Below are 23,784 nucleotides of genomic sequence, written 5' to 3'. Positions count from 1 at the left end.
CGATGGCCTTGAGATGGCCTAAAAAGAGCAGCACAACCGCGTCATTTTGGTTGTGCTGCAAGGGAGTTAGTCGTCTAAGCCAACTGACCAACCTGCGGTCCAATCGTTACCGGGCTTAACAGCACCAATAAAGTCAACGGCTTCAAAGAAGCTGCTAACGGCTGTCATATCTTTAGGTGTGGTAGTGTCGATAGTGAAAATACCGTCCAACACCGCCGCTTGATTAGACGCGAAGCTGTTGCCTGCTTGATTTAAAAACCATTGCTCTGTCGTGGTGTTGCTATCGACAGTGCCTTTGGTCGCTTCAGTGGGGCAAGCAATAACGCTGTTGGTAAGAGTGAGTGAACCGGCAGCCGCTAACGCGCGCGACTCATTTGATTCAATTTCTAAACATTCACCCATGCCCATTGGGCCAGTAATCACAAAGTTTGCTAACTGTGCATTAGTGCCAGCGCGAAGCAATACGCCTTCAGAATCATCATCACCGTCAAAGGTATTGCCGATAATGGTTAGGTTGGCAATAACAGGGTTTGATATGGGCAAGGCACCGAAGTTACCTGATTGGTTATCCGCTTCGATACCGCGGTTGGCTTTCGCACCGTCGGCAGCATGCTTAACAATGACAAACTGCATGTTGCCACGCCAGCCGTCGGCCCAGTCAACCGAGTCATCACCGTTAGCCGTTAACACCACATTCTTACAGCTAACCGCGCCACCGAAGAACTCGACACCGTCATCGACGTTCTGGTGCACTTGGATATTGCTACATTGGGTTCCTGCACCCACGCCGGCGAAAGTAATACCGTTTAATTCATTATCAGGAATAACTTCAAAACCGGCGTGTTTTACCACCACATAATTCAATACGCCGCTGTTATCTTCCCAGTTAGCGCCGCCATAGTTACCGGCATCACCTTCTGCAGCCACTTGGCAATTGGCAAGATTAGTTTGATCGCACTTGTTGCTAGGTGCATTACCCAGTAAGACTAAGCCACCCCATTGGCCTGCTGCAGTGGGTGAGCCAATAACATCTTGCACTGACGTCATGACGATAGGGTTTGCTGCGGTGCCATTGGCATTAATTTTTGAACCACGACTTACCACTAAGAAGTCAGCACCAGACTTACCGTATAAGGTGACACCCGGTTGAATGGTTAACGTGGCGTTGTTTTGATTATCTTGTCCAACGCGCACTCGGCCGTTTAATACATAATCCGCACCGGCTGCAAGCGTAACATTCGCCGTAATATCGCCAGATAATTGGCAATTTAAACGACCCGTTAAGCTGTTGACCGCAGTTGTCCCTGCTGGGCAGGCTGCTAAGTCGTCATCGGGGTGTAAGCCAATTGTCCAACCAGTTGTCCAATCATTCATGCCATCAAAAGCACCAATGTAATTTACAGTATCAAACCAAGGGTCAACGTTATTCGCCACGTTGTAGCCATTACCTAGGGCAGGTGAGTTAGGTGCAGGAATATAGCCGCCTAACAATGCGTCTGTAACCATATTGCCAGGCTGAGCGCGAAACCAGGTTTCAGCGTTTAATGTAATGTTGCCGCTAGCATCAACTGAGTTTTTAAATGGCTCGGCACAATCAAGAATAGAATTTCGGAAGACGATTTCGCCATTACCCGCGTTAGTGATGGTTTCGTCGGAGTTGATTTCAAAACATTCGCCCATACCGGTTGGGCCAGTGACAATGACATTGTATAACTCACCGGCAGTGCCAGCGCGCAGTAAGATACCTTCAGAATCATCTTCGCCATCAAAGTTGTTACCGATGATGGTCAGGTTAGCAATTTGCGGTTTAGACACCGGTGTGGCGGTGAAGTTACCAGATTGATTATCCGCTTCGATGCCCCGGTTGGCCTTGGTATCATTTGGGTTATGGCGGATCAATACATGCTGCATACGACCTTGCCAGCCATCAGCCCAGTCTAAAGAGTCATCGCGGTTACCGGTTAACACCACATATTTAGCATCGACAGTACCGCCGAAAAATTCAACGCCGTCATCTAAGTTATTATGCACCTGAATATATTCTACTGTGGTTCCGCGACCTACACCGGCAAAGGTAATACCATTTAGCTCGTTATCTGGGATCACTTCAAAACCAGCATAACGCACTTGCACATAACGTAGTGCACCGCTGTTATCTTCTGGATCGTTACCGCCATAGGGGCCGGCTTCGCCTTCTGCTTCAACCTGACAGCTGGCTAAGTTGGCTTGATCACATTTATTCGTTGGGGCTTTACCAAGTATGACTAAACCACCCCATTCAGCAGCTGATTCTTCATCAGACAGTCCTAACATATCGTTTACCGATGTCATAATGATGGGCGCCGCTGCGGTGCCGATGGCTTGAATTTTTGAACCCCGAGCGACCACTAAATAATCGGCGCCGCTTTTACCAAATACATAAGTGCCCGGTTCAATAGTCAGGGTAGCACTATTGCTATTGTCATTACCCACGGTCACTTTGCCACTGAGTGACCAAGCAATATCGGCGGTTAAGCGCACATCACTGGTAATAGCACCACTGATTTCGCAAACAGTTTTGGTTACACCGGCCAAGCTACTACCTTGTGTCGCAAACGTTGGGCAATTACTGATTACCGGAGGAGGGGTATTGCCACCGCCATCTGTTGCATTGTCTGTTGCGCCGGTATTAACAACTAAATCACCACCACACCCTGCGAGAATGAGTGCGGATGTGATTGCGCTCAGTTTTAATAATTTGCGTAAAGCCATGAAGATTTCTCCGTATCTATTTTGATTAGTGAGCAATAAGAATGAATGTGCGGCTAACTTAGCTTGCGGCTATGACGCTTTTATTACAGATGAGCGAGAGGGGGGGGATGAAATTGGAACATGCAGATATATCAAGGCTTTCAGCCCTGCTTGCCATAAATAATTCATGTAACTGTCATAAATTTCTACGCATTTTTGGTAAAACCCTTGAGGTGTTTGTTAGCGTCATCAAGCAAGTGGGTGAGTAAAAACAGAAAGGGTGTTATATTTCATAAAAATGTCATATTTTGATTGGATACTGGCACTTAGGTAAATAACCATTACACAGGTGAATAAATGTCGTCGCGTAAAATTCTCGTTGTAGAAGATGAAGCTCCAATCCGAGATATGTTGTGTTTTGTACTAGAGCAAAATGGTTACCAAGCCGCTACTGCCGTTGATTTCAACAGTGCGGTAGAGATGTTGGTTGAACCTTATCCCGATCTCGTCTTACTCGATTGGATGTTACCAGGTGGCAGTGGCATTCAGTTTGCCAAGAAAATGAAGCAGCATGAGATCACCCGCACTATCCCGATCATTATGTTAACGGCACGCGGTGAAGAAGAAGATAAAATTCGAGGTTTAGAAGTGGGTGCGGATGACTATGTCACTAAGCCATTTTCACCTAAAGAGTTGATGGCACGCATTAAAGCGGTGATCCGTCGGGTTGCACCCACCAGTTTGGATGATGTGATTGAAGTGCAGGGATTGAAGCTCGATCCAGTATCGCATCGCGTCACCTCAGCCGAACAGCCATTAGATATGGGGCCAACTGAGTTTCGTTTATTGCATTTCTTTATGACACACCCTGAGCGCGTTTACAGCCGCGAACAATTACTGGATCATGTTTGGGGCACTAATGTGTATGTTGAGGATCGCACTGTGGATGTGCATATTCGTCGATTACGTAAAGCGATTGCCTTTAACGGTCATGACAGGTTAGTGCAAACAGTGCGCGGATCTGGCTACCGCTTTTCGGCTAAGTAAGCGCCCATGCGTATATTGCTGTCTAAAAAGACACTGCTAAGCAAAGCCTTGCTGCAGTATGGTTTGGCAGCTTTTGTCGGTTGGATCTTTGGTGAAATATTACTGGCTTTGCTGGTTGTCAGTGTATTTCAGTTAGCCTGGCAGTATAAACATATCTTTTTACTTGATAAATGGTTATGGCGTGATCGAAAGCTAACACCGCCAGCAGGTGATGGTAGCTGGCAACAAATCTTCGACGGTATTTATTTTCAGCAACGGCGCGAGCGGCGTAAACGCAAAGAATTACGGACGTTAGTCAGGCGTTTTCGAGATGGCGCTGAAGCCCTGCCTGAGGCAGTGGTGGTGCTTAGTGAAGACTGGAGTATCATTTGGTGTAACAAACTGGCGCAAATACTGATGGGCTTACGCTGGCCAAGCGATGAAGGGCAGCGTATTGATAATTTAATTCGCTCGCCTGAGTTTCATCAATACCTTAAAGAACAACGTTTTCAACAGCCGTTAGAAGTCTTGTCGCCTACCTCATCCAATCTGGTGCTTGAATGTAAAATGATGCCTTACGGTAAGGCGCAATTTCTGCTGATCGTCCGCGATATCAGCCAATTAAAGCAGTTAGAGCAAATTCGCAAAGACTTTGTCGCCAATGTATCGCATGAGTTACGTACGCCATTGACCGTGCTGCAAGGCTATTTAGAAATGATGGATGCCGATTGCCAACCGCCACCGGCGATCTGGCCTAAAGCCCATACTGTTATGCTAGAACAAACGCGGCGCATGGACAGTTTAGTGCAGCAGTTATTAACCTTATCGCGGATTGAGGCGGCGGCAAGAGTGCAGTTTGAATTAGAGGTTGATGTACCCGCCATGCTGCATTTAATTGAACACGAAGCCGAAACTTTGAACCGAGAAAAACAGCATCAATTACACTTTAATATTGATGACAGCTTAAAAGTGACGGGGGTATCGGAAGAATTACGCAGTGCGTTCTCGAATCTAGTGACCAATGCGATTAAATACACACCGGCTAACGGCATTATTCATATTAGTTGGCAGCGTGAGCATCAAAAAGCACTTTTTACTGTAACCGATAATGGTGAAGGTATTGCCGCCAATCATGTGAAACGACTGACCGAACGCTTTTACCGCGTAGATCAGGCGCGTGCTCGTCATACCGGGGGCACCGGTTTAGGCTTAGCTATCGTTAAACATGTGCTGTCACGTCATAATAGCCAGCTAATGATTTTTTCAGAGCCGGGTGAAGGCAGTACTTTTTCTTTTGCACTGCCGCCAGAGTTAGTGCTGAATGTGCAGAGTTCGAAAAGACTCTCTAAACCAAATTAACACTTTTCGTTGAGGCTTAAGCTGATGGGGGTGTCAGAAAAGGCTTTGGTAGCAGTCAATAATTTGCTGGCGCCGAAAACAGGTCGCACTATGGTCATTTACCATGCCACAGGCTTGCATATGCGCATAGATAATAGTCGAACCAATAAACTTAAAACCGCGGCGTTTTAAATCAGCACTAAAGGCGTCTGATTCGGGGCTACGTGCTGCATAGTCAGCTAATTGCCGTGGTTCGTTAACGATGGGTTGATGGCCAACAAAGGCCCATTGGTAAGCACTAAAGCTGCCAAACTCGCTTTGCACTTCTAAAAAACGGGCGGCATTGTTAATGGTGGCGCGAATTTTTAATTGGTTGCGAATAATACCGGCATTTTGTAGCAAGGCTTGAACCTGTGTCTCATCAAACGCCGCCACCTTAACTGCATCAAAATCAGCAAAGGCTTGGCGATAATTATCACGTTTTTTAAGTATGGTGTACCAACTCAAACCCGCTTGCGCTGCTTCTAGCGTTAAAAATTCAAACAGTTTTGTATCATCAAATAGCGGCACGCCCCATTCACTATCATGATAGGCCACATAATCAGGCTTACTCATATCTAACCATGGGCAACGACACATTAACTGGCTGACTCAATTAACAATTGACTGGATAATTCTTGCAGGCTGGGGATATCAAATTTAAAGGCGATTTTCTTTAAGTTTTTTTGTTCTTGAAGCAAGTCAGCGGCTAACACGTTTTGCGTTTGCAACCAGCTTAGCGGTAAATCTAATTTTAAGGTTTGTGCACCAGCCTCGGCGAGTAGGTCGGGTAGAAAGTCATCACGGCGCTTTTGATTCAGCAGTACAGCTAAACGCAGGATAATTAACAAGTTAATCACCTTGGATAATTCAAATAAACTAAAGTAGGGCAGTTCATCGGCGCGAATTTTTCGGCGATGAAAGCGCACTAAACAGGCTAATAAGTTTTGCTGCTCTTGGTTAAAGCCAGGCAAGTTGGCGTTTTGCAAAATGTAGGCAGAGTGTTTTTGCACACCAGATGAGTTGATATGTAGCCCTATTTCCGCCACGGTGGCCGCGAAACTTAACAGCAGCGCATCTTCCTCATTTAGTTGCCAGCTGTCTTTTACTTGTGTAACCAAGGCTAAAGCGGTGCTACGAACGCGCTGTGCTTGCGCTTGATCGATGTCGTAGCGCTGCACCAGGCTTTGCATGGTTTGTTCACGTATATCCAAATGCTGCATCCGATCGCTCATTTCATAGAGCACCCCTTCGCGTAGGGCGGCGTCAACGTAAACCAGTTGTTCTATGTGTAACATCTGAAACGCCGCAATCAAAATACTCAACGCAGAGCATAGCAGCAGTTTGCGATCATCGGTTAAACCGGGTAAATCTAAGTCTTGGCAGTTTTCAAACTTTAACAAGTAATTACGCAGTTGCAGTAAGTGCGCTAACTCTAGCGCATGAGTACTCCAGCCAAAGCCAACCACGATATCGCGAATGGTTTTGACGGAACCCGAAGTACCCACCGCTTGTTGCCAACCCACGGTGCGAAAACTGTTAACGATAGGTTCGAGTTCTTGCTCGGCTTGCACAATGGCGCGATTAAAACGACGGCTGCTAATTTTACCTTGCGGGAATAAACTTTTACCGTAACTGACGCAGCCCATATTGCGGCTACTTAAACGCAACGGTTGCTCGGCCTCACCCAAGGCGAACTCGGTGCTGCCACCACCAATATCAATCACTAAACGACGGCCACTAAAGTGTTCAAAGTGCGCGACGCCCTGATAAATAAAGCGGGCTTCTTCTTGCCCTGAGATCACTTCAATTGGAAACGGAAACAAGGTTTTGGCACGACGTAAAAACGTGGCAGAGTTTTTCGCGCGGCGTAGTGTGTAAGTTGCAATCACGCGCACCGATTGCGGGGCAAAGGGTTGCAGCGTATCCGCAAATTGGCGCAGCACATTTAATCCGCGCTCTATCGCATCTTCACTTAGCACCAAATCATCACTTAAGCCTTCAGCCAATTGCACCTTTTGTTTTTCGCGATGCAGTAATTGGATGTCACCTTTTACAATTCGGGCAATCACCATATGAAAACTGTTAGAGCCTAAATCGACGGCGGCTATATAGGGCGCTTGGCCTTGTTCTTGTTCAGTTGTTGTTGTCAATGCTCGGAATCAACCTGTTTAATTAGCTGTTGGGCCTGTGCCGCAAAGATGTCATAGATATTCTGTTGCGAACGAATATTACGCTTGTTGCCGCGTTTAACATAGGTGTTGGTTTGTTTTGCGTCAATATTGCGGGCTTTAACGTTATCACGCCATTGCATATCTAACGTAGCGATCACTGTTTGTTTAATCTTAGCATCAAACAGCGGCACGCCCACCTCAACGCGTTGATCGATATTGCGAGTCATCCAGTCGGCTGAGGAAATATAAACATCAGTATCCCCGCCATTATGAAACACATACACCCGAGCATGCTCTAAAAACCGATCTAAAATACTGATGATCTTGATATTCTGGCTCATACCAGGTACGCCTGGGACTAATGAACACATACCCCGAATAATCATGCGAATTTTCACACCGGCTTGGCTGGCGCGATACAGTAATTGCACAATTTCTTCATCGACCAAGTTATTGGCTTTAAGAAAGATCTCGGATTTGCGACCACTGATGGCGAAATCAATCTCGCGTTGGATCAGCAACATCAACTTGGGGCGACTCCACGTGGGTGACACAATAAGATGTTTAAATTGGAACGGGCGATACGAATATTGAATAAACTCGAAGACCTGTTCAATCTCCGCTGTAATTTCCGGATGACAGGTAAATAAGCTCATATCGGTATAGATTCGGGCCGTTTTCTCATTAAAATTACCGGTACCGATATGACCATAGCGCACCGCTTTGCCTTTTTCTTGGCGGGTGATTAAACAGATCTTGGAGTGGATCTTCAGCGTGGTTTGCCCAAAAATCACTTCAATACCCGATTCGGTCATGCGCCGCGCCCAGTTGATATTATTTTCTTCATCAAAGCGGGCTTTTAATTCCACCACCACTGTGACTTTTTTACCGTTTCGAACCGCATCTAACAACGAGTGGATCACTCGAGAATGCTTGGCTACTCGGTACATAGTGATTTTAATATGGCTTACCTTCGGGTCGAACGAGGCCTGTCGTACCCACTCGGTAAAATAACCAAAGCTGTGGTAGGGGTAGTACAGCAAAATATCGCTATTTTTGATGGCATCAAAGGTGGTGGGATGCTGCTCAAATTCGACGCTGGGTAGCGGCGGTAGCGGCGGGAACTCCATGCTTTGATGGCCTAAATTGGGAAAACCAATAAAATCTTTAAAATTGCGATAACGGCTACCGGCAATCAACGCATCCGCGGAGCTTGTGCCTAATTGTTTGGTCAGCACTTTAAGCATTTGCTCTGGCATGGCGGCGTCATACACCAAACGTGTGGGCTCAGACTTTAAGCGTTGCCGGATCCCCTTGGACATTTTATCAATCAGGCTTTGATCAAGGGTGTCACTGATATTGTATTCGGCATCGCGGGTCAGTTTCAGTGAAAAAGCGCAGATCTGCTCAAACTCAAAAAAGCCTTGAAATAAATCGGCAATACAATGATTGATAATATCGTCTAATAACAAAATTTGCCGGCGATAATGGCCGTTCTTTTTCCGAGTATTGAGATGTAAGGGTAATTCAATAAAGCGTGATACTTCAGCGGTAGGCACTTGCACGATGGCGTATTCAGGCTTGCTCTGACCGGTCATTTCAACCAATAAATAGGTGGTGTTATCTTCTAAAATCTTACTTAAAGAGGCATCAGCGCTGGAGAGAATAATCGGTGAAATGTGTTTTTTCACTTCGTTATTAAAATAGCCACGCACCCAACCAGACTGGAGTTCGCTGAGCTTGCTGTCATCGATTAACTCGATATTATGCTTGCGCAGTTCTAGCTGAATATCTAAGTAGATTTTGTTGAATTGTTTACCCAGTTCTAACACGCGATTTTGAATTTCGCCTAGCAATTGCTCTGCGTCTTCGTGCTCCCACGTTTGGTATTTTTTTAAGAGGATGCGCCGTTTTACATCGGCCACCCGCACCCGAAAAAATTCGTCAAGGTTATTAGAGTAAATACCTAAAAAGCGTAAACGCTCAATCGGTGGGTTTCGGGTGTCGGCGGCTTCTTGCAACACCCGGCCGTTAAATGCCAGCCAGCTTAACTCTCGTGCATAAAGCGGATAATCTTCCGTTTTCGCTGGGAGGATGGTTTGTTCCATTAGATTTTGCTCCTGCTTACTTCCTGCAAAGCACACTATGTCAGTTTAATGACAACACGATGACATCCGCACGGCATCGTGAAAATAACGGATTATTCCAAATCGACGACGATATCGGTCGCTATCCCTTCGAGTGCTTCGATAACATCATCCCGATGCAAGCCAGCAGGCAGTTGCACGGTCGCTTCAGCATGAAATAGCGGTACGCCCCAATTCGGTGCGCTTTGTTTATTGCTCTCAAAGGCAATAATATTAGCGCCTTTATGGCTTAAAATAGCCGATAATTCCCGCACAATGCCAGGTCTGTCGTTACCGGTGATCACAAAACGAATTTGCTGATTTTTATCGAGTTCAATGTGTTCGCCGTGCTGTACACGAATATCCAGATCCGTCAGTTGCTGCAAACTTGCGGTTAATTGCGCGAGATCTGGCTCTGCCACTTCAATTTGCACTATACCGGCAAAGTAACCGGCCAAATGGCTTAGGTTACTGGCCATCCAGTTACCTTGATTATCGTTGATGACTTTTGCGAGTTGCTCAACTAAACCGGCTTTATCTTTACCGATCACGGTAAGTACTAACTGCTTCATTCTGTTATTCCTCATTAGGTCCGGTTTGGGTAAGTATTTATAGCCGCTGCTTAACGCCCGATTAATGCTGTAATATGTTTCTAAGCAGCGCAGTAAACAAGATTTGCCACGGTAAGGTCAACACCCCCATGGTAAAATCTGTCGAATACTTGCTATAGAGTGTAGCTGCAAGCAGATGGTTTTAAAGTAAATACTAAATTTTTATTTGGGGTTGCTGCTTAGGCACGTTAAGATTGCAACTCATCTGGACTAGGTTCGATAGCAATGGATACCCTGCGCATGCGCTTAAGTCACCTCTGTAGTGTGCTGTTATTAGTGATTACACCCTTTGTGTGTAGCACTGAAACTCGACCGAATAGTGTTAGCCAAACCGCAAGCTTAACTGGCACCTTATCCAGCACCGGCTCTGACACCTTGCATAATATGATGATGGTTTGGCGGCGTGAATTTGTGCTGAAACATCCGCAATTAAATATTCAAATACAAAGTAGTGGTTCGGCTACCGCCCCTGTCGCTTTGGTTGAAGGCACCGCCAATCTTGGGCCGATGAGCCGCGTCATGTTAACGGCTGAACAAGATCGTTTTCGCCGTCGTTTTGGCTATGAAGCCTATGCTGTGCCTGTTGCACTGGATATGCTGGCAATTTATGTGCATCAAGATAACCCGTTACAACAAATCAGTATGGCGCAGCTTGAAGCAATTTTTTCGCAAAATCGGCGTTGTGCGCTTCATTCTGCGATCACGCGTTGGGGCGATTTGGGTTTAGCGGGGCGATGGCAGCAACGATCTATTGCCGCCTATGGTCGTAATCCAGCGTCAGGGACTTATGCTTTTTTTCGGCAAAAGGCGCTTTGTAACGACGATTTTCAGCAAAAAGTCGCGCAGCTAGCGGGCGCTGCTGCTGTAGTTAGGTCGGTAAGTTTAAGTGAGAACGGCCTAGGTTACTCTGGGGTGGGGCAGCAGATTGCTGGGGTAAAAATGTTGGCGATCAGTCAAGGCCCAGAAGAAGCGGCCATTATGCCCAGTCCGGAGAATGCCTTATCTGGGGCTTACCCGTTGGCTCGGTTACTCTATATTTATGTTAATAAAGCCCCTAATCAGCCGTTAGCTGCAGCCGAGCGTGAATTTTTCCGCTTTATTTTATCCGCAGCGGGGCAGCAGCTATTAGAAAGTGATGGCTTAGTGCCAATCCCGTTACCTTTAAAACAGCAAGTGTTTGAGGATTTAGGCTTATGACGCCTAACTCAGAAAAGCCTACAGGCAGTCATTTACCGAATGCGCAGCAACGTCAGCGACGAAGTCGCCATCGGCGTTGGTTAGACCGTGGCTGGCATGCGTTAATCACCTTGGCTGGGGTCAGTGTGATCGCCACGTTATTGGCCATTTTTGTTTATTTGTTGCTAGAAGTGCTGCCATTGTTTAAACCGGTATCGGCTCAGTTACAGCCGCATGCTGCTAGCACGCCGCCACCGGCATTAATACTACCCAGTATAGCCGATGACGATTTGGCTATGGCTGCTGCAAAAGCGGGTTTTGCCGCTGATTTTCGGTTAATTGATGGGTTAAAGCGCGTCATTATACTCGCTAAACGCGATGGCGAAGCCTGTGTGTTGCTGCGTGCGGCATTGTCACAAGGCTGTCAGCAGCGTTTATCTCTTACTGATCGCACGGTGCAGTTAACCGCCGCCACTTGGTTAGCAGGCCAACAAAGCTTAATTACCGGCGATAGCAGTGGCCAATTAAAACAATGGTATTTGATTGCTGATGCGGCGGGGCAACTTCGCTTGAGTTGGGTTAAACCATTTAGCCAGCAAGCTGCGGCTATTGTCGCTATTGCTGCCGAACGAGGCCGTCGTGGCTTTGCAGTATTAGATGCTAACGGTGGCCTCAGTGTGTTTTATAGTGCGTTAAGTTCACCTATTTGGCAGGCACAGTATGCAACTTTCTCCTTGGCGCAGAAAGGCGTGACCGAATTACGTTTTACCCCTAATAATGACGGTTTGTGGCTGCTCAACGCGCAGCAGGCCGAGGGCTTTTTAGCCATTAACAATCGACATCCCGAAATTTCATGGCGTACGCTGTGGCAAAAAGTCTGGTACGAAAGTTGGCAACAACCCGAATATGTTTGGCAAAGCGGTGGGGGTTATGAGCTTTATCAAGGTAAATACTCTTTGGTGCCCTTAACCGTCGGTACCTTAAAAGCGGCTTTTTATGCGTTATTGGTGGCGGTACCCTTAGCTGTCTTGGCCGCCATTTTCAGTGTGTGCTTTTTGCAAGAGCCGGTTCGCAGCCGCTTAAGTAGCATGATTGAACTGATGGCGTTATTTCCTACCGTCATTATTGGCTTTTTAGCGGCTATTTGGCTGGCCCCAGCTTTAGAGCAACATTTGCTCTCTTTATTACTGTATTTACTGTTAGTGCCGGCGGCTGTTTGGGCATTGGCCTATTATTGGCATTATTTACCCCGCCGTTGGCAGCGTTTAAATAGCAGTGGTGCCACGTTAATACTGATGAGTGCGATATTGCTGATCGGTGCCTGGGTGGCGTTGGGTTTAGGCTCTTGGTTTGAAAGCTTACTGTTTGAAGACAGCTTACGTTTTTGGTTAGATCAACAAGGCGTAGATTATCAGCAGCGTAATGCTTTAGTGATTGGTCTGGCGATGGGTTTTGCCGTGCTACCGGTCATTTATACAGTAAGCTACGATGCTTTAGCACAAATTCCGCAACAACTGACGGCCGGTGCCTATGCGCTGGGGGCCAATCAATGGCAAATTGTACGGCGAATTATGTTACCGGTGGCGATGCCCGGGTTTCTAGCGGCCGTGATGTTGGGGTTAAGTCGTGCCATTGGTGAAACGATGATTATTTTGATGGCGACCGGCAATAACCCCATCACCAATTTTAATCTGTTCGAAGGGCTGCGCAGTTTAACGGCCACGCTGACCATCGAACTCCCCGAAGCCGCGGTCGACAGCAGCCATTATCGCGTGTTGTTTTTAGTGGCTATTTTGTTGTTTGTTTTCACCTTTGCTGCAAATACCTTAGCTGACTTAGTGCGCCAACGTTTACGCCGTAATTTACAGAGGTTGGAATAATGAGCACGAATCGGCAGCCCGGGCGGCGACTCTATTTCTTTTCGGCATTAGCCACCGCTTTAACGCTACTCACGTTTTTTTTATTGTGTTTGTTAATTTTAAGCCGTGGTTTACGGTTATTTTGGCCAGCCGAAGTCGTGCAGTTTCAATACCCCATCTCAGGCCAAATGCAGCAAGTGTTTGGTGAGGTGGTGTCTCGCCAGCAAGTTAATGCTGAGCAACTTGCTGCTGCGGGCCTACCGAGCCACAGCCAGGCACAGCGTGTGTTAATCAAACAAGGCCAGATGGCAGGGCAAACGGCGTTTCGTTGGTATTGGCAGCATTTGAGCCACGATTGGCAAACGCCGGCGCAGCTAAGTTTGCTGCGGCATTTTAGCCAAGGCGAGTTTTATGGTGTCGTGACGCAAGAGAATGCGACTGAACTGCAATTACGCTTAAGCGATAACAGCAGCAGAACCTTTCAGCGTCGCGATATTGAACGGGTGATTTCACCCAATCAGTTGTCGTTATGGGGTAAGTTGCAACTGTTTGCGGCGCAGTGGTGGCAGTTTTTGAGTACTGAACCTCGGCAAGCAAATAGCGCGGGCGGGATCTTACCGGCCATTATGGGTACGGTATTATCGGTATTATTAATGGCTTTGTTAGTTGCGCCGATTGGTATTATGGCGGGTATTTATTTACATGAATATGCCAAAGATGGCCGCTTAGTGCGTTTGGTGCGACTCAGTGTACACAACCTTGCTGGGGTGCCCTCTGTGGTATTTGGCGTGTTTGCCTTAGGTTTTTTTGTTTATGTGTTAGGTGGCAGTATTGATCAGTTGTTTTACGCGGAACAACTCCCTCAAGCGACTTTTGGCACCCCCGGCTTGCTATGGGTATCCCTGACCCTAGCATTATTAACCTTACCCGTGGTGATTGTCGCCACAGAAGAGGGGCTGGCACGCATACCCCAAAGTTTGCGCTTAGGTGGTTATGCCTTAGGTGCGACCAAAGCGGAAGTATTACGTAAGCTTATTTTACCGGTTGCTATTCCTGCCATGATCACGGGTGTGGTGCTGGCGATGTCACGTGCCGCCGGCGAGGTTGCTCCGTTAATTTTTGTTGGGGTGGTGAAATACGCACCGGTATTACCACTGCGGAGCGAATGGCCGTTTGTGCAGCTTGATCAGCAAATTATGAGCTTGGGTTTGCAAATTTATGATGTTGGCTTGCAAAGCTCGAATGCCGACGCAGCTGAGCCTCGGGTGTACGCTATTGCTCTGGTGTTGCTGTTATTAATTGGTAGCCTGAATTTATTAGCGATGCGCTTACGCCGTTACTATCGGGCAAAGACACGCAGTCAGGGTGCTTAAAAATACGTCTTAGTTTCATAAAAGTGTCATAAATGAGGAATACAATGGCCGCTTTAACGGATGTCAGTACGAAAATGTCAGCACAAAACTTGTCGGTAAGTTTGGCCGGTAAAACAGTGCTGGATCAAATCAGTTTAGACATTCCGGCTAATCGTGTCACGGCGCTGATTGGGCCATCCGGTTGTGGCAAATCAACGTTATTGCGAAGCTTCAATCGCATGAATGAACTGCTTGATGATGCCAGCACCGAAGGGCAGGTGTTGCTAGATGAATTGAATATTTATCAAGCGGGTGTCGATTTAGCCGAGTTACGTCGACGGGTTGGCATTGTGTTTCAAAAACCCAATCCGTTTCCATTGTCGGTGTATGAAAATGTCGCTTTTGGCTTGCGTTTGCAGGGGATTAACAGTGCTAGGCAGTTAGACGAGTTAATCGCCGCGGCCTTACAAAAAGCCGCACTTTGGCATGAAGTGAAAGATCGTTTATATGACAATGCGTTGACCTTATCGGGTGGTCAACAGCAGCGGCTAGTGATTGCCCGTGCTATTGCCATTGAGCCCGAGGTGTTGTTATTGGATGAACCGGCTTCAGCGTTGGATCCGATTTCAACCCTAAAAATTGAAGAATTGCTGTATGAGTTAAAGCAGCAATACACCATCGTTATAGTGACACACAATATGCAGCAGGCGGCGCGGGTATCGGATTTTACTGCGTTTATGAATTTAGGGCAGTTGGTTGAGTTTGATGCCACCAACAAGATCTTTACCGATCCACGCCAGCCGCAAACAGAAGATTATATTACTGGGCGGTTCGGTTAACTGAATTGCTTTGGCTAAGCCAGAATAGGACCACGGAGACTAACAGGATGGATAAATTAAATTTATCGAAGCATATTTCCAGCCAGTTCAACGAAGAATTGGAGCAAATTAGAAATCATGTGATGTCGATGGGCGGCCTAATTGAGCGGCAACTTTATGATGCCTTAGCCGCCATTGCCAATAGCGATAGTGAATTGGCACAGCAGGTTATTGCCAATGATCTGAAGGTCAATGACTGGGAATTACAGATAGATAAAGAATGTACCCGAGTGATTGCCAAGCGTCAGCCTGCTGCTAGCGATCTGCGCTTAATAATGGCGATATTAAAAAGCATTAACGATTTAGAGCGGATCGGTGATGAAACACGGCGCATTGCCAAAGTGGCGCTGGAGTCTTTTAACAGTGATCAACAAGACTTGCTGGTAAACCTAGACAATCTGGGGCGACATGTCGCGCAAATGTTGCACGATGTGTTAGATGCTTTTGCTCGAATGGACGTTGAAGCAGCGTTAAACGTGCATAAAGAAGATAAAAAAGTGGATCGTGAATACGAAGCGATTACGCGGCAATTAATGACCTACATGATTGAAGATCCGCGCTCTATTCCTAAAGTGATGAACGTGTTGTGGTCGGCTCGCTCGTTAGAACGCATTGGCGATCGCTGTAAGAACTTGTCGGAATACATTATTTTCTTTGTTAAAGGTAAGGTTGTTAGACATGCCAGCCACGAAAAACTCGAGCAGGAAGTTCGTGGCGACTAACTCTTAGTCAAATGTTATGCCGTGCCTCTGCTGGTGTTCTAGCAGGGGCATTTTTTTTGAAACGACATTTCATTTTTATTACTTTGGCATTGCGGTTACAATGTGCGCCGACTACAGTCACTTAACATCAATGAGGCCCTCTATGCCCGCTAATACTTTTTTGTCCGTATTTGCCAAATCGCCAATAAAGCCGATTGAAGAGCATATTCGCAAAGTACACCAAGCCAGTGAGCAATTACTGCCATTCTTTGCGGCGGTTTATCAAAAAGATTGGACCCAGGCAGCGGAAGTGCGTAAGAGCATCGTTGCATTTGAAAAAGATGCTGATCGCTTAAAACGTGAAATTCGGATTAACTTACCGCGTGGTTTGTTTTTACCCGTCGACCGCACCGATATTTTAGAATTGGTATCGCAACAAGATAAAATCGCTAATAAAGCAAAAGATATTTCTGGCCGCGTGTTGGGGCGTGAATTAGAAATTCCTGAAACAATCCAAACTGAATTTACTGCTTATGTGCAGCGTTGTATTGATGCCACCGAGATGGCATCTCAGGTAATTAATGAACTAGATGAATTGCTGGAAACGGGCTTTCGTGGCCGTGAAGTTAATCTAGTGATTAAGATGGTCGAGCAATTGGATGCTATCGAGCACGATACCGATGAAATGCAAATTAAATTACGTAAGAAGTTACGGCTAGCCGAGAAGGATCTTAACCCAGTCGATGTGATGTTTTTATATCGCACACTGGAATGGTTGGGCGATTTAGCAGATGTCGCCTTACGTGTTGGTTCCCGTCTTGAAATTATGCTAGCCCGCTAACCTAATAGGTAATTTTTTATGGCAATTTTAGAATCTTACGGCCTGATCCTGATTATTTTGGCCGCAGTATTTGGCTTTTTTATGGCTTACGGTGTCGGTGCCAATGATGTGGCAAATGCCATGGGTACCTCTGTTGGCTCTAAAGCCCTCACGATTAAACAAGCTATCTTGATTGCAGCGATATTTGAATTCGCTGGCGCCTACTTAGCAGGCGGTTCTGTTACCTCAACAATCCGCTCGGGTATTATTGATGCCGGTTACTTTGCCGATACACCTGAATTTATGGTGTTTGGTATGATCGCTGCTTTATTAGCTGCCGGTACCTGGTTGCTAGCAGCGTCTTACTTTGGTTGGCCAGTCTCCACCACCCACTCGATTATCGGTGCTATTATTGGTTTTGCTTTAGTTGCTGCCGGCACTGAAGCCGTGCAATGGAACAAAGTCAGTGGCATCGTTGGAAGCTGGGTAGTGACACCTATGTTGGCGGGGGTGTTGGCTTATTTAATCTTTATGAGTGCGCAACGCTTAATTTTTGATACCGATAACCCTTTAGAAAACGCCAAGCGTTATGTACCTTTCTATATGTTTTTCGCCGGTTTAATGATGACCTTGGTTACCGTGCAAAAAGGCTTAAAGCATGTTGGTTTAGATATTTCTACCGCTAATGGTATTTATATCTCGATTGCCGTCGGTGTGGTTGTAGCGGTTATTGGTAAGATCGCCATTTCGCGTATTCAAATTGACCCAGAAGCCGACAAAGAGATGCACTACAACAACGTAGAGCGTATTTTCGGTATTTTAATGATTACCACCGCATGTTGTATGGCCTTTGCACACGGCTCGAACGATGTGGCGAATGCTATCGGCCCAGTGGCAGCGGTAGTCAGTGTGGTGACCTCTGGCGGTGAAATTGCGGCTAAAGCAACGTTAGCGGTGTGGGTGTTGCCTTTAGGTGCCATCGGTATCGTTATTGGTTTAGCGACCTTAGGTGCTCGGGTTATTAAAACAATCGGTACAGCGATTACGCATTTAACACCCAGCCGTGGTTTTGCGGCAGAGCTGTCTGCTGCTTCTACCGTGGTTATTGCTTCGGGTGCTGGTTTACCTATCTCTACCACCCAAACCTTAGTAGGTGCTGTACTCGGCGTGGGTTTAGCACGGGGTATTGCGGCCTTAAACCTGGGGGTAGTGCGTAATATCTTTATTTCTTGGGTTATTACCTTACCGGTCGGCGCAGGTTTGGCCATCGTGTTCTTCTACATCTTAAAAGCGATTTTCAGTTAAACTTTTGTGTTAGCTGCGACAGCAGGGCTGTCGCAGCTAACAAGCCAGTCTTGTCTGCCTGCACCTTATATTTCTTTCATCATGCCACTGATGCTAATTGCTTAAAACGATTAAAAAAGGTAAGTTTTACCAATTCGATTGTAGCGAAAGGTTAAGCATGAAACGTCTGCCCAGTATTAAACAATTACAGTATTTACTCGCCTTGCATGAGCATCAGCATTTTGGCCGTGCTGCCGATGCTTGCTATGTTGGGCAATCAACACTCAGCGCGGCCATTGCCAGTTTAGAGGAGACCATGGAAACGCAATTATTAGAGCGTGACCATAAAACTTTTATTTTCACCGCCCTAGGTGAAGATGTTGTTAGGCTGGCACGTCATATTATTGAGCAATGCGAAGAGCTAACCGATTTTGCTAAATCTCAGGGTAAACCGATGACCGGGCCTTTTCGGTTGGGTTGTATCCCGACTATTGCGCCCTTTGTGCTGGGTGAAGTTATGACACTGTGCCGTGAGCGTTTTCCCGAGTTGCAACTATTATTGCGCGAAGACACCTCAGATAACTCGTTGCATGCGTTAAGTGAAGGCCGCCTAGATATGGTGTTGCTGGCGCTACCTTATGAAACGGGCGTATTGCACACTGAAGTACTGCAACAAGACGCGTTTAATTTAGTACTGCATAAAGATTGGCAAGATCGGGGTTTTAATCAAGATATTAACCAATGGCCAGATGAAAGTATCTTCTTGTTAGAGCGCGAGCATTGTTTAACGGGTCATGCGGTAAAAGCCTGTGAATTAGAAGACAGCCGTAAGGTAAATCCGTTTTTTGCCACCAGCTTACATACCCTTACACAAATGGTGAATAACAAACTGGGGGTGACCTTTATGCCGCAGATGGCGATTAACAGTGGTGTTCTAGAGGGCACCGAGTTAATCAGTCAGCCGGCTTCTGCCGGGCAGGCATATCGGGATATCGGCGTTGCGTGGCGTCCAACGTCAAGTAAAGCGCGTAGTTATCAGCAAATGGCCGCGTTAATCGGTGAAGTGCTCTTAAAAAAGTGTCGAACGTAAGTCGAAACTTGCTAACATAGCACCGCCGGATTTGGCCGGTAAAGCCAAGGACAACGCTATGTTAGTGAAAGATTTTAGTTTTGAGTTACCTGAACATCTAATTGCCAGTCAACCACAGGCTGAGCGCTCAGCCAGTCGTTTACTGGCCATGCAGCGCCAAACGGGTGAACTGCACCATCATATCTTCAAAGAACTGCTTGATTTGCTTAACCCTGGGGATTTGTTAGTGTTTAACAACACACGCGTGATCCCCGCCCGTTTGTTTGGTCAAAAAGCCTCAGGCGGCCAGGTTGAAGTGTTGGTCGAACGTGTCTTGGACCAACAGCGTTTTTTAGCGCATATTCGTGCCAGTAAAGCGCCAAAACCCGGCACAGAATTATTGTTAGAAAATTCCGCTAAAGTGCTGATGCGTCAACGGCACGATACCTTATTTGAATTAGAGTTACTGGGTGATGAGCCGGTATTTGCCATGCTAGACAGGCTAGGACATATGCCGTTACCCCCTTACATTGCGCGCCCTGATACCGAAGAAGATAAAGCCCGTTATCAAACGGTGTATAACAAAAAACCCGGTGCCGTGGCTGCACCTACAGCAGGTTTACACTTTGACCAGCCCTTGTTAGATCAATTAGCGGCCAAAGGCGTGCAATTTGCTTTTGTGACTTTGCATGTTGGCGCCGGTACTTTTCAGCCGGTACGCGTTGATTCGGTGCTAGAGCATAAAATGCATGCTGAATATATTGAAGTGGAGCAAGAGGTGGTGGATGCCGTTGCAGCATGTAAAGCGCGCGGCAATCGGGTAGTAGCCGTCGGTACTACCTCAGTGCGTTCGCTTGAATCCGCTGCGGCACAGCATGGCGGTCAGCTGCAACCTTACAGTGGCGATACCCAAATTTTTATTTACCCGGGTTATCGCTTTCAAGTCATTGATGCACTAATCACCAACTTTCATTTACCCGAATCGACACTGATTATGCTGGTGTCCGCCTTTAGTAGCCAACAACATGTATTACAGGCTTATAAAACGGCTATTGCAGAGCAATATCGCTTTTATTCCTATGGCGACGCGATGTTTATTAGTTAAGCCGCTGGCTGAATACTGCTATAATGGCCGCCGATTGCGCGCGGCCATATTGCGGCAAAACGCTAATAATGACGAGCCGGACTGTTTTTCCGGCCAGAAGAGGTAAATTTTGAAATTTGAATTACTTGCTACTGACGGTAAAGCCCGTCGTGGCCAACTTATTTTTGATCGTGGTGTGGTGGATACCCCTGCCTTTATGCCCGTGGGGACTTACGGCACGGTAAAAGGCATGACACCAGAAGAGTTAGATGCCACCGGTGCGCAAATTTGCTTAGGTAACACCTTTCACTTAATGCTGCGTCCGGGCACTGACATTATTAAGTTACACGGTGACCTGCATGATTTTATGCATTGGCATAAACCCATCTTAACTGACTCAGGCGGTTTTCAGGTATTTAGCCTTGGCGAACTGCGCAAAATCACCGAAGAAGGCGTTAAGTTCCGCTCGCCGCTAAATGGCGAACGCATCATGTTAACGCCAGAACGCTCAATGGAAGTGCAGCGCGATCTGGGTTCAGATATTGTGATGATCTTTGATGAATGCACGCCTTATCCGGCGACCGAGCCACAAGCTCGTAAGTCCATGGAATTATCGCTGCGCTGGGCGAAACGTTCAAAAGATGCGCATGGCGATAACCCGTCAGCGTTGTTTGGTATTATCCAAGGTGGCATGTATCCGCATTTGCGAGACATTTCATTAGCCGGTTTAGAAGAGATTGGTTTTGACGGCTATGCCATCGGCGGTTTATCGGTAGGTGAACCCAAAGCCGATATGATTAATATTCTGAACCACACCACTGATAAAATGCCAGCGAACAAACCGCGTTATTTAATGGGCGTAGGCAAACCAGAAGACTTAGTTGAAGCGGTACGCCGTGGCGTGGATATGTTTGATTGCGTCATGCCGACACGCAATGCGCGTAATGGTCATTTGTTTGTTAGTGATGGCGTGATTAAAATCCGCAACGCCAAGCATAAAACCGATACCGCGCCGTTAGACAAAGACTGTGATTGTTACACGTGTAAAAATTATTCTCGGGCCTATTTACATCATTTAGATCGTTGCAACGAGATTTTAGGCGCGCGTTTAAACACCATTCATAACCTGCATCATTATCAGAAGCTGATGCAGGGATTGCGCGCAGCTATTGCCGCTGGTAACTTGTCAGCCTTTGTAGCAGAATTTTACGCAAAAAGAAGTATGCCAGAACCATCGCTGGACGCAGAATTAACAGAATAACTGATTTTAACATTAAGGGGACAACCATGAGTTTATTCATTAACCAAGCCTATGCCGATACCGCTGCCGCACCACAAGGTGGTGGTTGGGATTTAATTATTATGTTGTTGGCGTTTGGTTTGATTTTTTACTTTTTAATCTACCGCCCACAAGCCAAGCGTGTAAAAGAACATCGCAACCTGATGTCGGCTTTAGGTAAAGGTGATGAAGTGCTGACGCAAGGCGGTATTGTCGGTCGCATTACTAAAATTGCGGAAGATAAAGACTTTGTCGTTGTGGCATTAAATGACAGTACTGAAGTCACAGTACAAAAATCCGCTATCAGTGCGGTATTACCTAAGGGTACTTTAAAGTCGTTATAAGCGGCACTGCTAACGAAAGGATGTATTCGTGTTAAACCAAAATCCGCTCTGGCGGTACCTGGTCGTTATCGGGGTACTGCTACTGGCATTAGTTTACGCAATGCCAAATTTATACCCGGAAGATCCGGCGCTGAATATTAATGCAACTCGTGGGGGCGTGGTGTTAGAAAGCACTCGCCAACAGTTAGAGCAAAGCTTTATCAGTGAAGGTGTTACGCCAAAATCGGTAACACTGGAAAATGGTCAGGTGTTAGCGCGCTTTCAATCTGCTGAAGATCAGCTGCGAGCGCGGCAAATTGCCATTAATTTATTGGGTACTGTTAACTATGTTACGGCATTAAACTTAGTGCCCACCACCCCCGATTGGCTGGCTGGCATTGGTGCAACACCAATGAAGTTAGGCTTAGATTTACGTGGTGGTGTGCATTTTTTAATGGCCGTAGACATGAAGGCGGCCATTGATAAAAACATCAATGACATGGTGGGTGCGTTTCGTGCCGACTTACGTGAAGCTAAAGTGCGCTACCGTTCAGTTTCTGCAGATGTTGAACGCGGCATGGTGCAACTGCAATTGCGCTCAGCTGAAGATGTGCAAGCGGCTCGCTCGGCCTTAGGCAAACTGGACCGTGAGTTAGTGTTTACTGACGGCCCTGCTGAATTTAGCCTACAAGTGACCTTAAGCGAAATCCGTCTGCGCGAAATTCGTGAATACGCACTTGAGCAGAACATCACCATTATCCGTAATCGGGTTAATGAAATTGGGGTAGCTGAGCCGCTGGTACAGCGTCAAGGCGCTGATCGTATTATAGTGCAATTACCTGGCGTACAAGATCCGGCGCAAGCTAAAGAGATTTTGGGCGCAACGGCAACACTCGAGTTTCGTTTAGTCGACGAGCAAGGTGACTTAGGTGCGGCCTTGAATGGTCGTTTACCACCCGGTTCAGGTTTGTATTATGACCGCAGTGGCCAACCTTTCTTACTGGAAAACCGCGTGATGCTGACCGGTGAGCACATCACCAATGCCAGCTCAAGTTACGATGAAATGGGCCAGCCACAGGTTAACATTTCTCTGGATGCACAAGGCGGTAATTTACTTTCAACCTCGACTCGTGATTCGATTGGTCGACGTATGGCTACCGTGTTTATTGAATATAAGCCCGGTGAGCAATTACAAGCTGATGGCACGCCCGTGTTGATTAAGCAGGAAGAAGTGATCAATGCCGCGACCATTCAAGCGCGTTTGGGGCGCAGTTTCCGCATTACCGGTATTGGTAACCCTGCTGAAGCACAAAATCTCGCCTTGCTACTGCGTGCCGGTGCACTGATTGCGCCTACGCAAATCATCGAAGAACGCACCATAGGGCCAAGCCTCGGTCAGGAAAATATCGATCTAGGTATGACGGCCATTATGTGGGGTATGGTGGTGGTCTTAATCTTTATGGTGATTTACTACCGTGTGTTCGGTTTAATTGCTAACTTGGCGTTGGTCGCTAACCTGGTGTTAATTATTGGCTTTATGTCGATGATCCCCGGTGCCACCCTAACGTTACCGGGTATGGCGGGTATTGTGTTAACTGTCGGTATGGCCGTTGATGCTAACGTACTGATATTTGAACGGATCCGTGAAGAAATTGCCGAAGGCCGCTCGATCCAACAAGCGATCCATCAAGGCTATGACCGTGCTTTTGCGACAATCGCTGACTCGAATATCACCACATTATTAGTGGCCCTGATCCTGTTTGGAATTGGTACTGGCCCAGTGAAAGGCTTCGCCATCACTTTAGCTATCGGTATTTTAACCTCGATCTTTACTTCAGTAGTGGGTACCCGCTTGCTGGTTAATTTAATCTGGGGCGGCCGTCGCGTACAGTCGTTACCGATGTAAGGAGCTTGG

At 46.8% G+C, this 23,784-nt stretch carries 19 protein-coding genes; 14 read left to right on the top strand and 5 right to left on the bottom strand.

The genetic code is table 11. From position 1 onward, the window contains the following. Window positions 1-66: 66 nt before the first annotated feature. Window positions 67-2,751, bottom strand: coding sequence for a hypothetical protein (locus ORJ01_RS04950; protein WP_306177147.1), 2,685 nt, complete (start codon window positions 2,749-2,751; stop codon window positions 67-69). A gap of 336 nt (window positions 2,752-3,087) precedes the next feature. On the opposite strand from ORJ01_RS04950, the gene phoB reads away from it, so the two are divergent. Together phoB and phoR are read left to right on the top strand one after the other, a co-directional pair. Continuing rightward, window positions 3,088-3,777 carry a phosphate regulon transcriptional regulator PhoB gene (gene phoB / locus ORJ01_RS04945; protein ID WP_226749458.1) on the top strand — a complete coding sequence of 230 codons (690 nt, stop codon included), beginning with the start codon at window positions 3,088-3,090 and terminating at the stop codon, window positions 3,775-3,777. 6 nt (window positions 3,778-3,783) lie between these two features. Beyond that, entirely contained in the window at window positions 3,784-5,115 is a 1,332-nt protein-coding gene (gene phoR, locus ORJ01_RS04940; RefSeq protein ID WP_306177146.1) for a phosphate regulon sensor histidine kinase PhoR, read from the top strand. A gap of 33 nt (window positions 5,116-5,148) precedes the next feature. Here the strand turns inward: phoR and ORJ01_RS04935 are convergent, their stop codons facing one another. The 4 genes from ORJ01_RS04935 to ORJ01_RS04920 all read right to left on the bottom strand — a co-directional run bounded on the left by ORJ01_RS04935 (window position 5,149) and on the right by ORJ01_RS04920 (window position 10,005). Beyond that, on the bottom strand, window positions 5,149-5,733 hold the full coding sequence (locus tag ORJ01_RS04935; protein ID WP_306177145.1) for a DNA-3-methyladenine glycosylase I: 585 nt from the start codon (window positions 5,731-5,733) through the stop codon (window positions 5,149-5,151). Then, window positions 5,733-7,286: an exopolyphosphatase gene (locus ORJ01_RS04930; RefSeq protein WP_306177144.1), complete on the bottom strand. Its 1,554-nt coding sequence runs from the start codon at window positions 7,284-7,286 to the stop codon at window positions 5,733-5,735. Before ORJ01_RS04930 ends, ORJ01_RS04935 begins: the two co-directional genes overlap by 1 nt. Then, the gene (ppk1, locus tag ORJ01_RS04925) at window positions 7,283-9,415 is read right to left on the bottom strand and encodes a polyphosphate kinase 1 (RefSeq protein WP_306177143.1); all 2,133 of its coding nucleotides are present in this window, start codon (window positions 9,413-9,415) and stop codon (window positions 7,283-7,285) included. The genes ORJ01_RS04930 and ppk1 overlap by 4 nt, the downstream gene beginning before the upstream one ends. 92 nt (window positions 9,416-9,507) lie before the next feature. Beyond that, window positions 9,508-10,005, bottom strand: a complete 498-nt coding sequence (locus ORJ01_RS04920; RefSeq protein ID WP_226749463.1) for a glycine cleavage system protein R — start codon at window positions 10,003-10,005, stop codon at window positions 9,508-9,510. 264 nt (window positions 10,006-10,269) lie between these two features. On the opposite strand from ORJ01_RS04920, the gene ORJ01_RS04915 reads away from it, so the two are divergent. The 12 genes from ORJ01_RS04915 (at window position 10,270) to secD (ending at window position 23,775) form a co-directional block, all read left to right on the top strand. Beyond that, window positions 10,270-11,241, top strand: a complete 972-nt coding sequence (locus tag ORJ01_RS04915) for a PstS family phosphate ABC transporter substrate-binding protein (protein WP_306177142.1) — start codon at window positions 10,270-10,272, stop codon at window positions 11,239-11,241. Next, window positions 11,238-13,100: an ABC transporter permease subunit gene (locus tag ORJ01_RS04910; protein ID WP_306177141.1), complete on the top strand. Its 1,863-nt coding sequence runs from the start codon at window positions 11,238-11,240 to the stop codon at window positions 13,098-13,100. Before ORJ01_RS04915 ends, ORJ01_RS04910 begins: the two co-directional genes overlap by 4 nt. Then, on the top strand, window positions 13,100-14,452 hold the full coding sequence (gene pstA, locus ORJ01_RS04905) for a phosphate ABC transporter permease PstA (protein WP_226749466.1): 1,353 nt from the start codon (window positions 13,100-13,102) through the stop codon (window positions 14,450-14,452). The genes ORJ01_RS04910 and pstA overlap by 1 nt, the downstream gene beginning before the upstream one ends. Before the next feature lie 32 nt (window positions 14,453-14,484). Then, the gene (pstB, locus tag ORJ01_RS04900; RefSeq protein WP_371930709.1) at window positions 14,485-15,270 is read left to right on the top strand and encodes a phosphate ABC transporter ATP-binding protein PstB; all 786 of its coding nucleotides are present in this window, start codon (window positions 14,485-14,487) and stop codon (window positions 15,268-15,270) included. A gap of 47 nt (window positions 15,271-15,317) precedes the next feature. Beyond that, entirely contained in the window at window positions 15,318-16,031 is a 714-nt protein-coding gene (gene phoU, locus ORJ01_RS04895; protein ID WP_306177140.1) for a phosphate signaling complex protein PhoU, read from the top strand. Between the two features lie 142 nt (window positions 16,032-16,173). After that, window positions 16,174-16,851, top strand: coding sequence for a TIGR00153 family protein (locus tag ORJ01_RS04890; RefSeq protein WP_226749468.1), 678 nt, complete (start codon window positions 16,174-16,176; stop codon window positions 16,849-16,851). An 18-nt stretch (window positions 16,852-16,869) separates the two neighbouring features. Beyond that, window positions 16,870-18,135, top strand: a complete 1,266-nt coding sequence (locus tag ORJ01_RS04885) for an inorganic phosphate transporter (protein WP_226749469.1) — start codon at window positions 16,870-16,872, stop codon at window positions 18,133-18,135. Between the two features lie 157 nt (window positions 18,136-18,292). Beyond that, the gene (locus ORJ01_RS04880; RefSeq protein ID WP_306177139.1) at window positions 18,293-19,204 is read left to right on the top strand and encodes a hydrogen peroxide-inducible genes activator; all 912 of its coding nucleotides are present in this window, start codon (window positions 18,293-18,295) and stop codon (window positions 19,202-19,204) included. Between the two features lie 58 nt (window positions 19,205-19,262). Then, a complete protein-coding gene (gene queA / locus ORJ01_RS04875) occupies window positions 19,263-20,288 on the top strand; it encodes a tRNA preQ1(34) S-adenosylmethionine ribosyltransferase-isomerase QueA (protein WP_226749471.1) in 1,026 nt (341 codons plus the stop codon). A 109-nt stretch (window positions 20,289-20,397) separates the two neighbouring features. Then, a complete protein-coding gene (gene tgt, locus ORJ01_RS04870) occupies window positions 20,398-21,528 on the top strand; it encodes a tRNA guanosine(34) transglycosylase Tgt (RefSeq protein WP_306177138.1) in 1,131 nt (376 codons plus the stop codon). Between the two features lie 26 nt (window positions 21,529-21,554). Then, a complete protein-coding gene (gene yajC / locus ORJ01_RS04865; RefSeq protein WP_226749473.1) occupies window positions 21,555-21,890 on the top strand; it encodes a preprotein translocase subunit YajC in 336 nt (111 codons plus the stop codon). A 28-nt stretch (window positions 21,891-21,918) separates the two neighbouring features. Beyond that, window positions 21,919-23,775 (top strand): protein translocase subunit SecD, encoded by a 1,857-nt coding sequence (gene secD, locus ORJ01_RS04860; protein ID WP_306177137.1) that lies wholly within the window; start codon window positions 21,919-21,921, stop codon window positions 23,773-23,775. Window positions 23,776-23,784: the final 9 nt, after the last annotated feature.

Source organism: Alishewanella sp. SMS8, assembly GCF_030737935.1.
Classification (GTDB): domain Bacteria; phylum Pseudomonadota; class Gammaproteobacteria; order Enterobacterales; family Alteromonadaceae; genus Alishewanella; species Alishewanella maricola.
The sequence above is the reverse complement of the archived record's forward strand: the minus strand, read 5'-3'. Positions and strand labels throughout refer to the sequence as shown.

Bases quoted from the DNA above. Each gene is read 5' to 3' on its own strand.
- ORJ01_RS04950 (WP_306177147.1), bottom strand. From the start codon at position 2,751: ATGGCTTTACGCAAATTATTAAAACTGAGCGCAATCACATCCGCACTC.
- phoB (WP_226749458.1), top strand. From the start codon at position 3,088: ATGTCGTCGCGTAAAATTCTCGTTGTAGAAGATGAAGCTCCAATCCGA.
- phoR (WP_306177146.1), top strand. From the start codon at position 3,784: ATGCGTATATTGCTGTCTAAAAAGACACTGCTAAGCAAAGCCTTGCTG.
- ORJ01_RS04935 (WP_306177145.1), bottom strand. From the start codon at position 5,733: ATGTGTCGTTGCCCATGGTTAGATATGAGTAAGCCTGATTATGTGGCC.
- ppk1 (WP_306177143.1), bottom strand. From the start codon at position 9,415: ATGGAACAAACCATCCTCCCAGCGAAAACGGAAGATTATCCGCTTTAT.
- ORJ01_RS04920 (WP_226749463.1), bottom strand. From the start codon at position 10,005: ATGAAGCAGTTAGTACTTACCGTGATCGGTAAAGATAAAGCCGGTTTA.
- ORJ01_RS04915 (WP_306177142.1), top strand. From the start codon at position 10,270: ATGGATACCCTGCGCATGCGCTTAAGTCACCTCTGTAGTGTGCTGTTA.
- ORJ01_RS04910 (WP_306177141.1), top strand. From the start codon at position 11,238: ATGACGCCTAACTCAGAAAAGCCTACAGGCAGTCATTTACCGAATGCG.
- pstA (WP_226749466.1), top strand. From the start codon at position 13,100: ATGAGCACGAATCGGCAGCCCGGGCGGCGACTCTATTTCTTTTCGGCA.
- pstB (WP_371930709.1), top strand. From the start codon at position 14,485: ATGAGGAATACAATGGCCGCTTTAACGGATGTCAGTACGAAAATGTCA.
- phoU (WP_306177140.1), top strand. From the start codon at position 15,318: ATGGATAAATTAAATTTATCGAAGCATATTTCCAGCCAGTTCAACGAA.
- ORJ01_RS04890 (WP_226749468.1), top strand. From the start codon at position 16,174: ATGCCCGCTAATACTTTTTTGTCCGTATTTGCCAAATCGCCAATAAAG.
- ORJ01_RS04885 (WP_226749469.1), top strand. From the start codon at position 16,870: ATGGCAATTTTAGAATCTTACGGCCTGATCCTGATTATTTTGGCCGCA.
- ORJ01_RS04880 (WP_306177139.1), top strand. From the start codon at position 18,293: ATGAAACGTCTGCCCAGTATTAAACAATTACAGTATTTACTCGCCTTG.
- queA (WP_226749471.1), top strand. From the start codon at position 19,263: ATGTTAGTGAAAGATTTTAGTTTTGAGTTACCTGAACATCTAATTGCC.
- yajC (WP_226749473.1), top strand. From the start codon at position 21,555: ATGAGTTTATTCATTAACCAAGCCTATGCCGATACCGCTGCCGCACCA.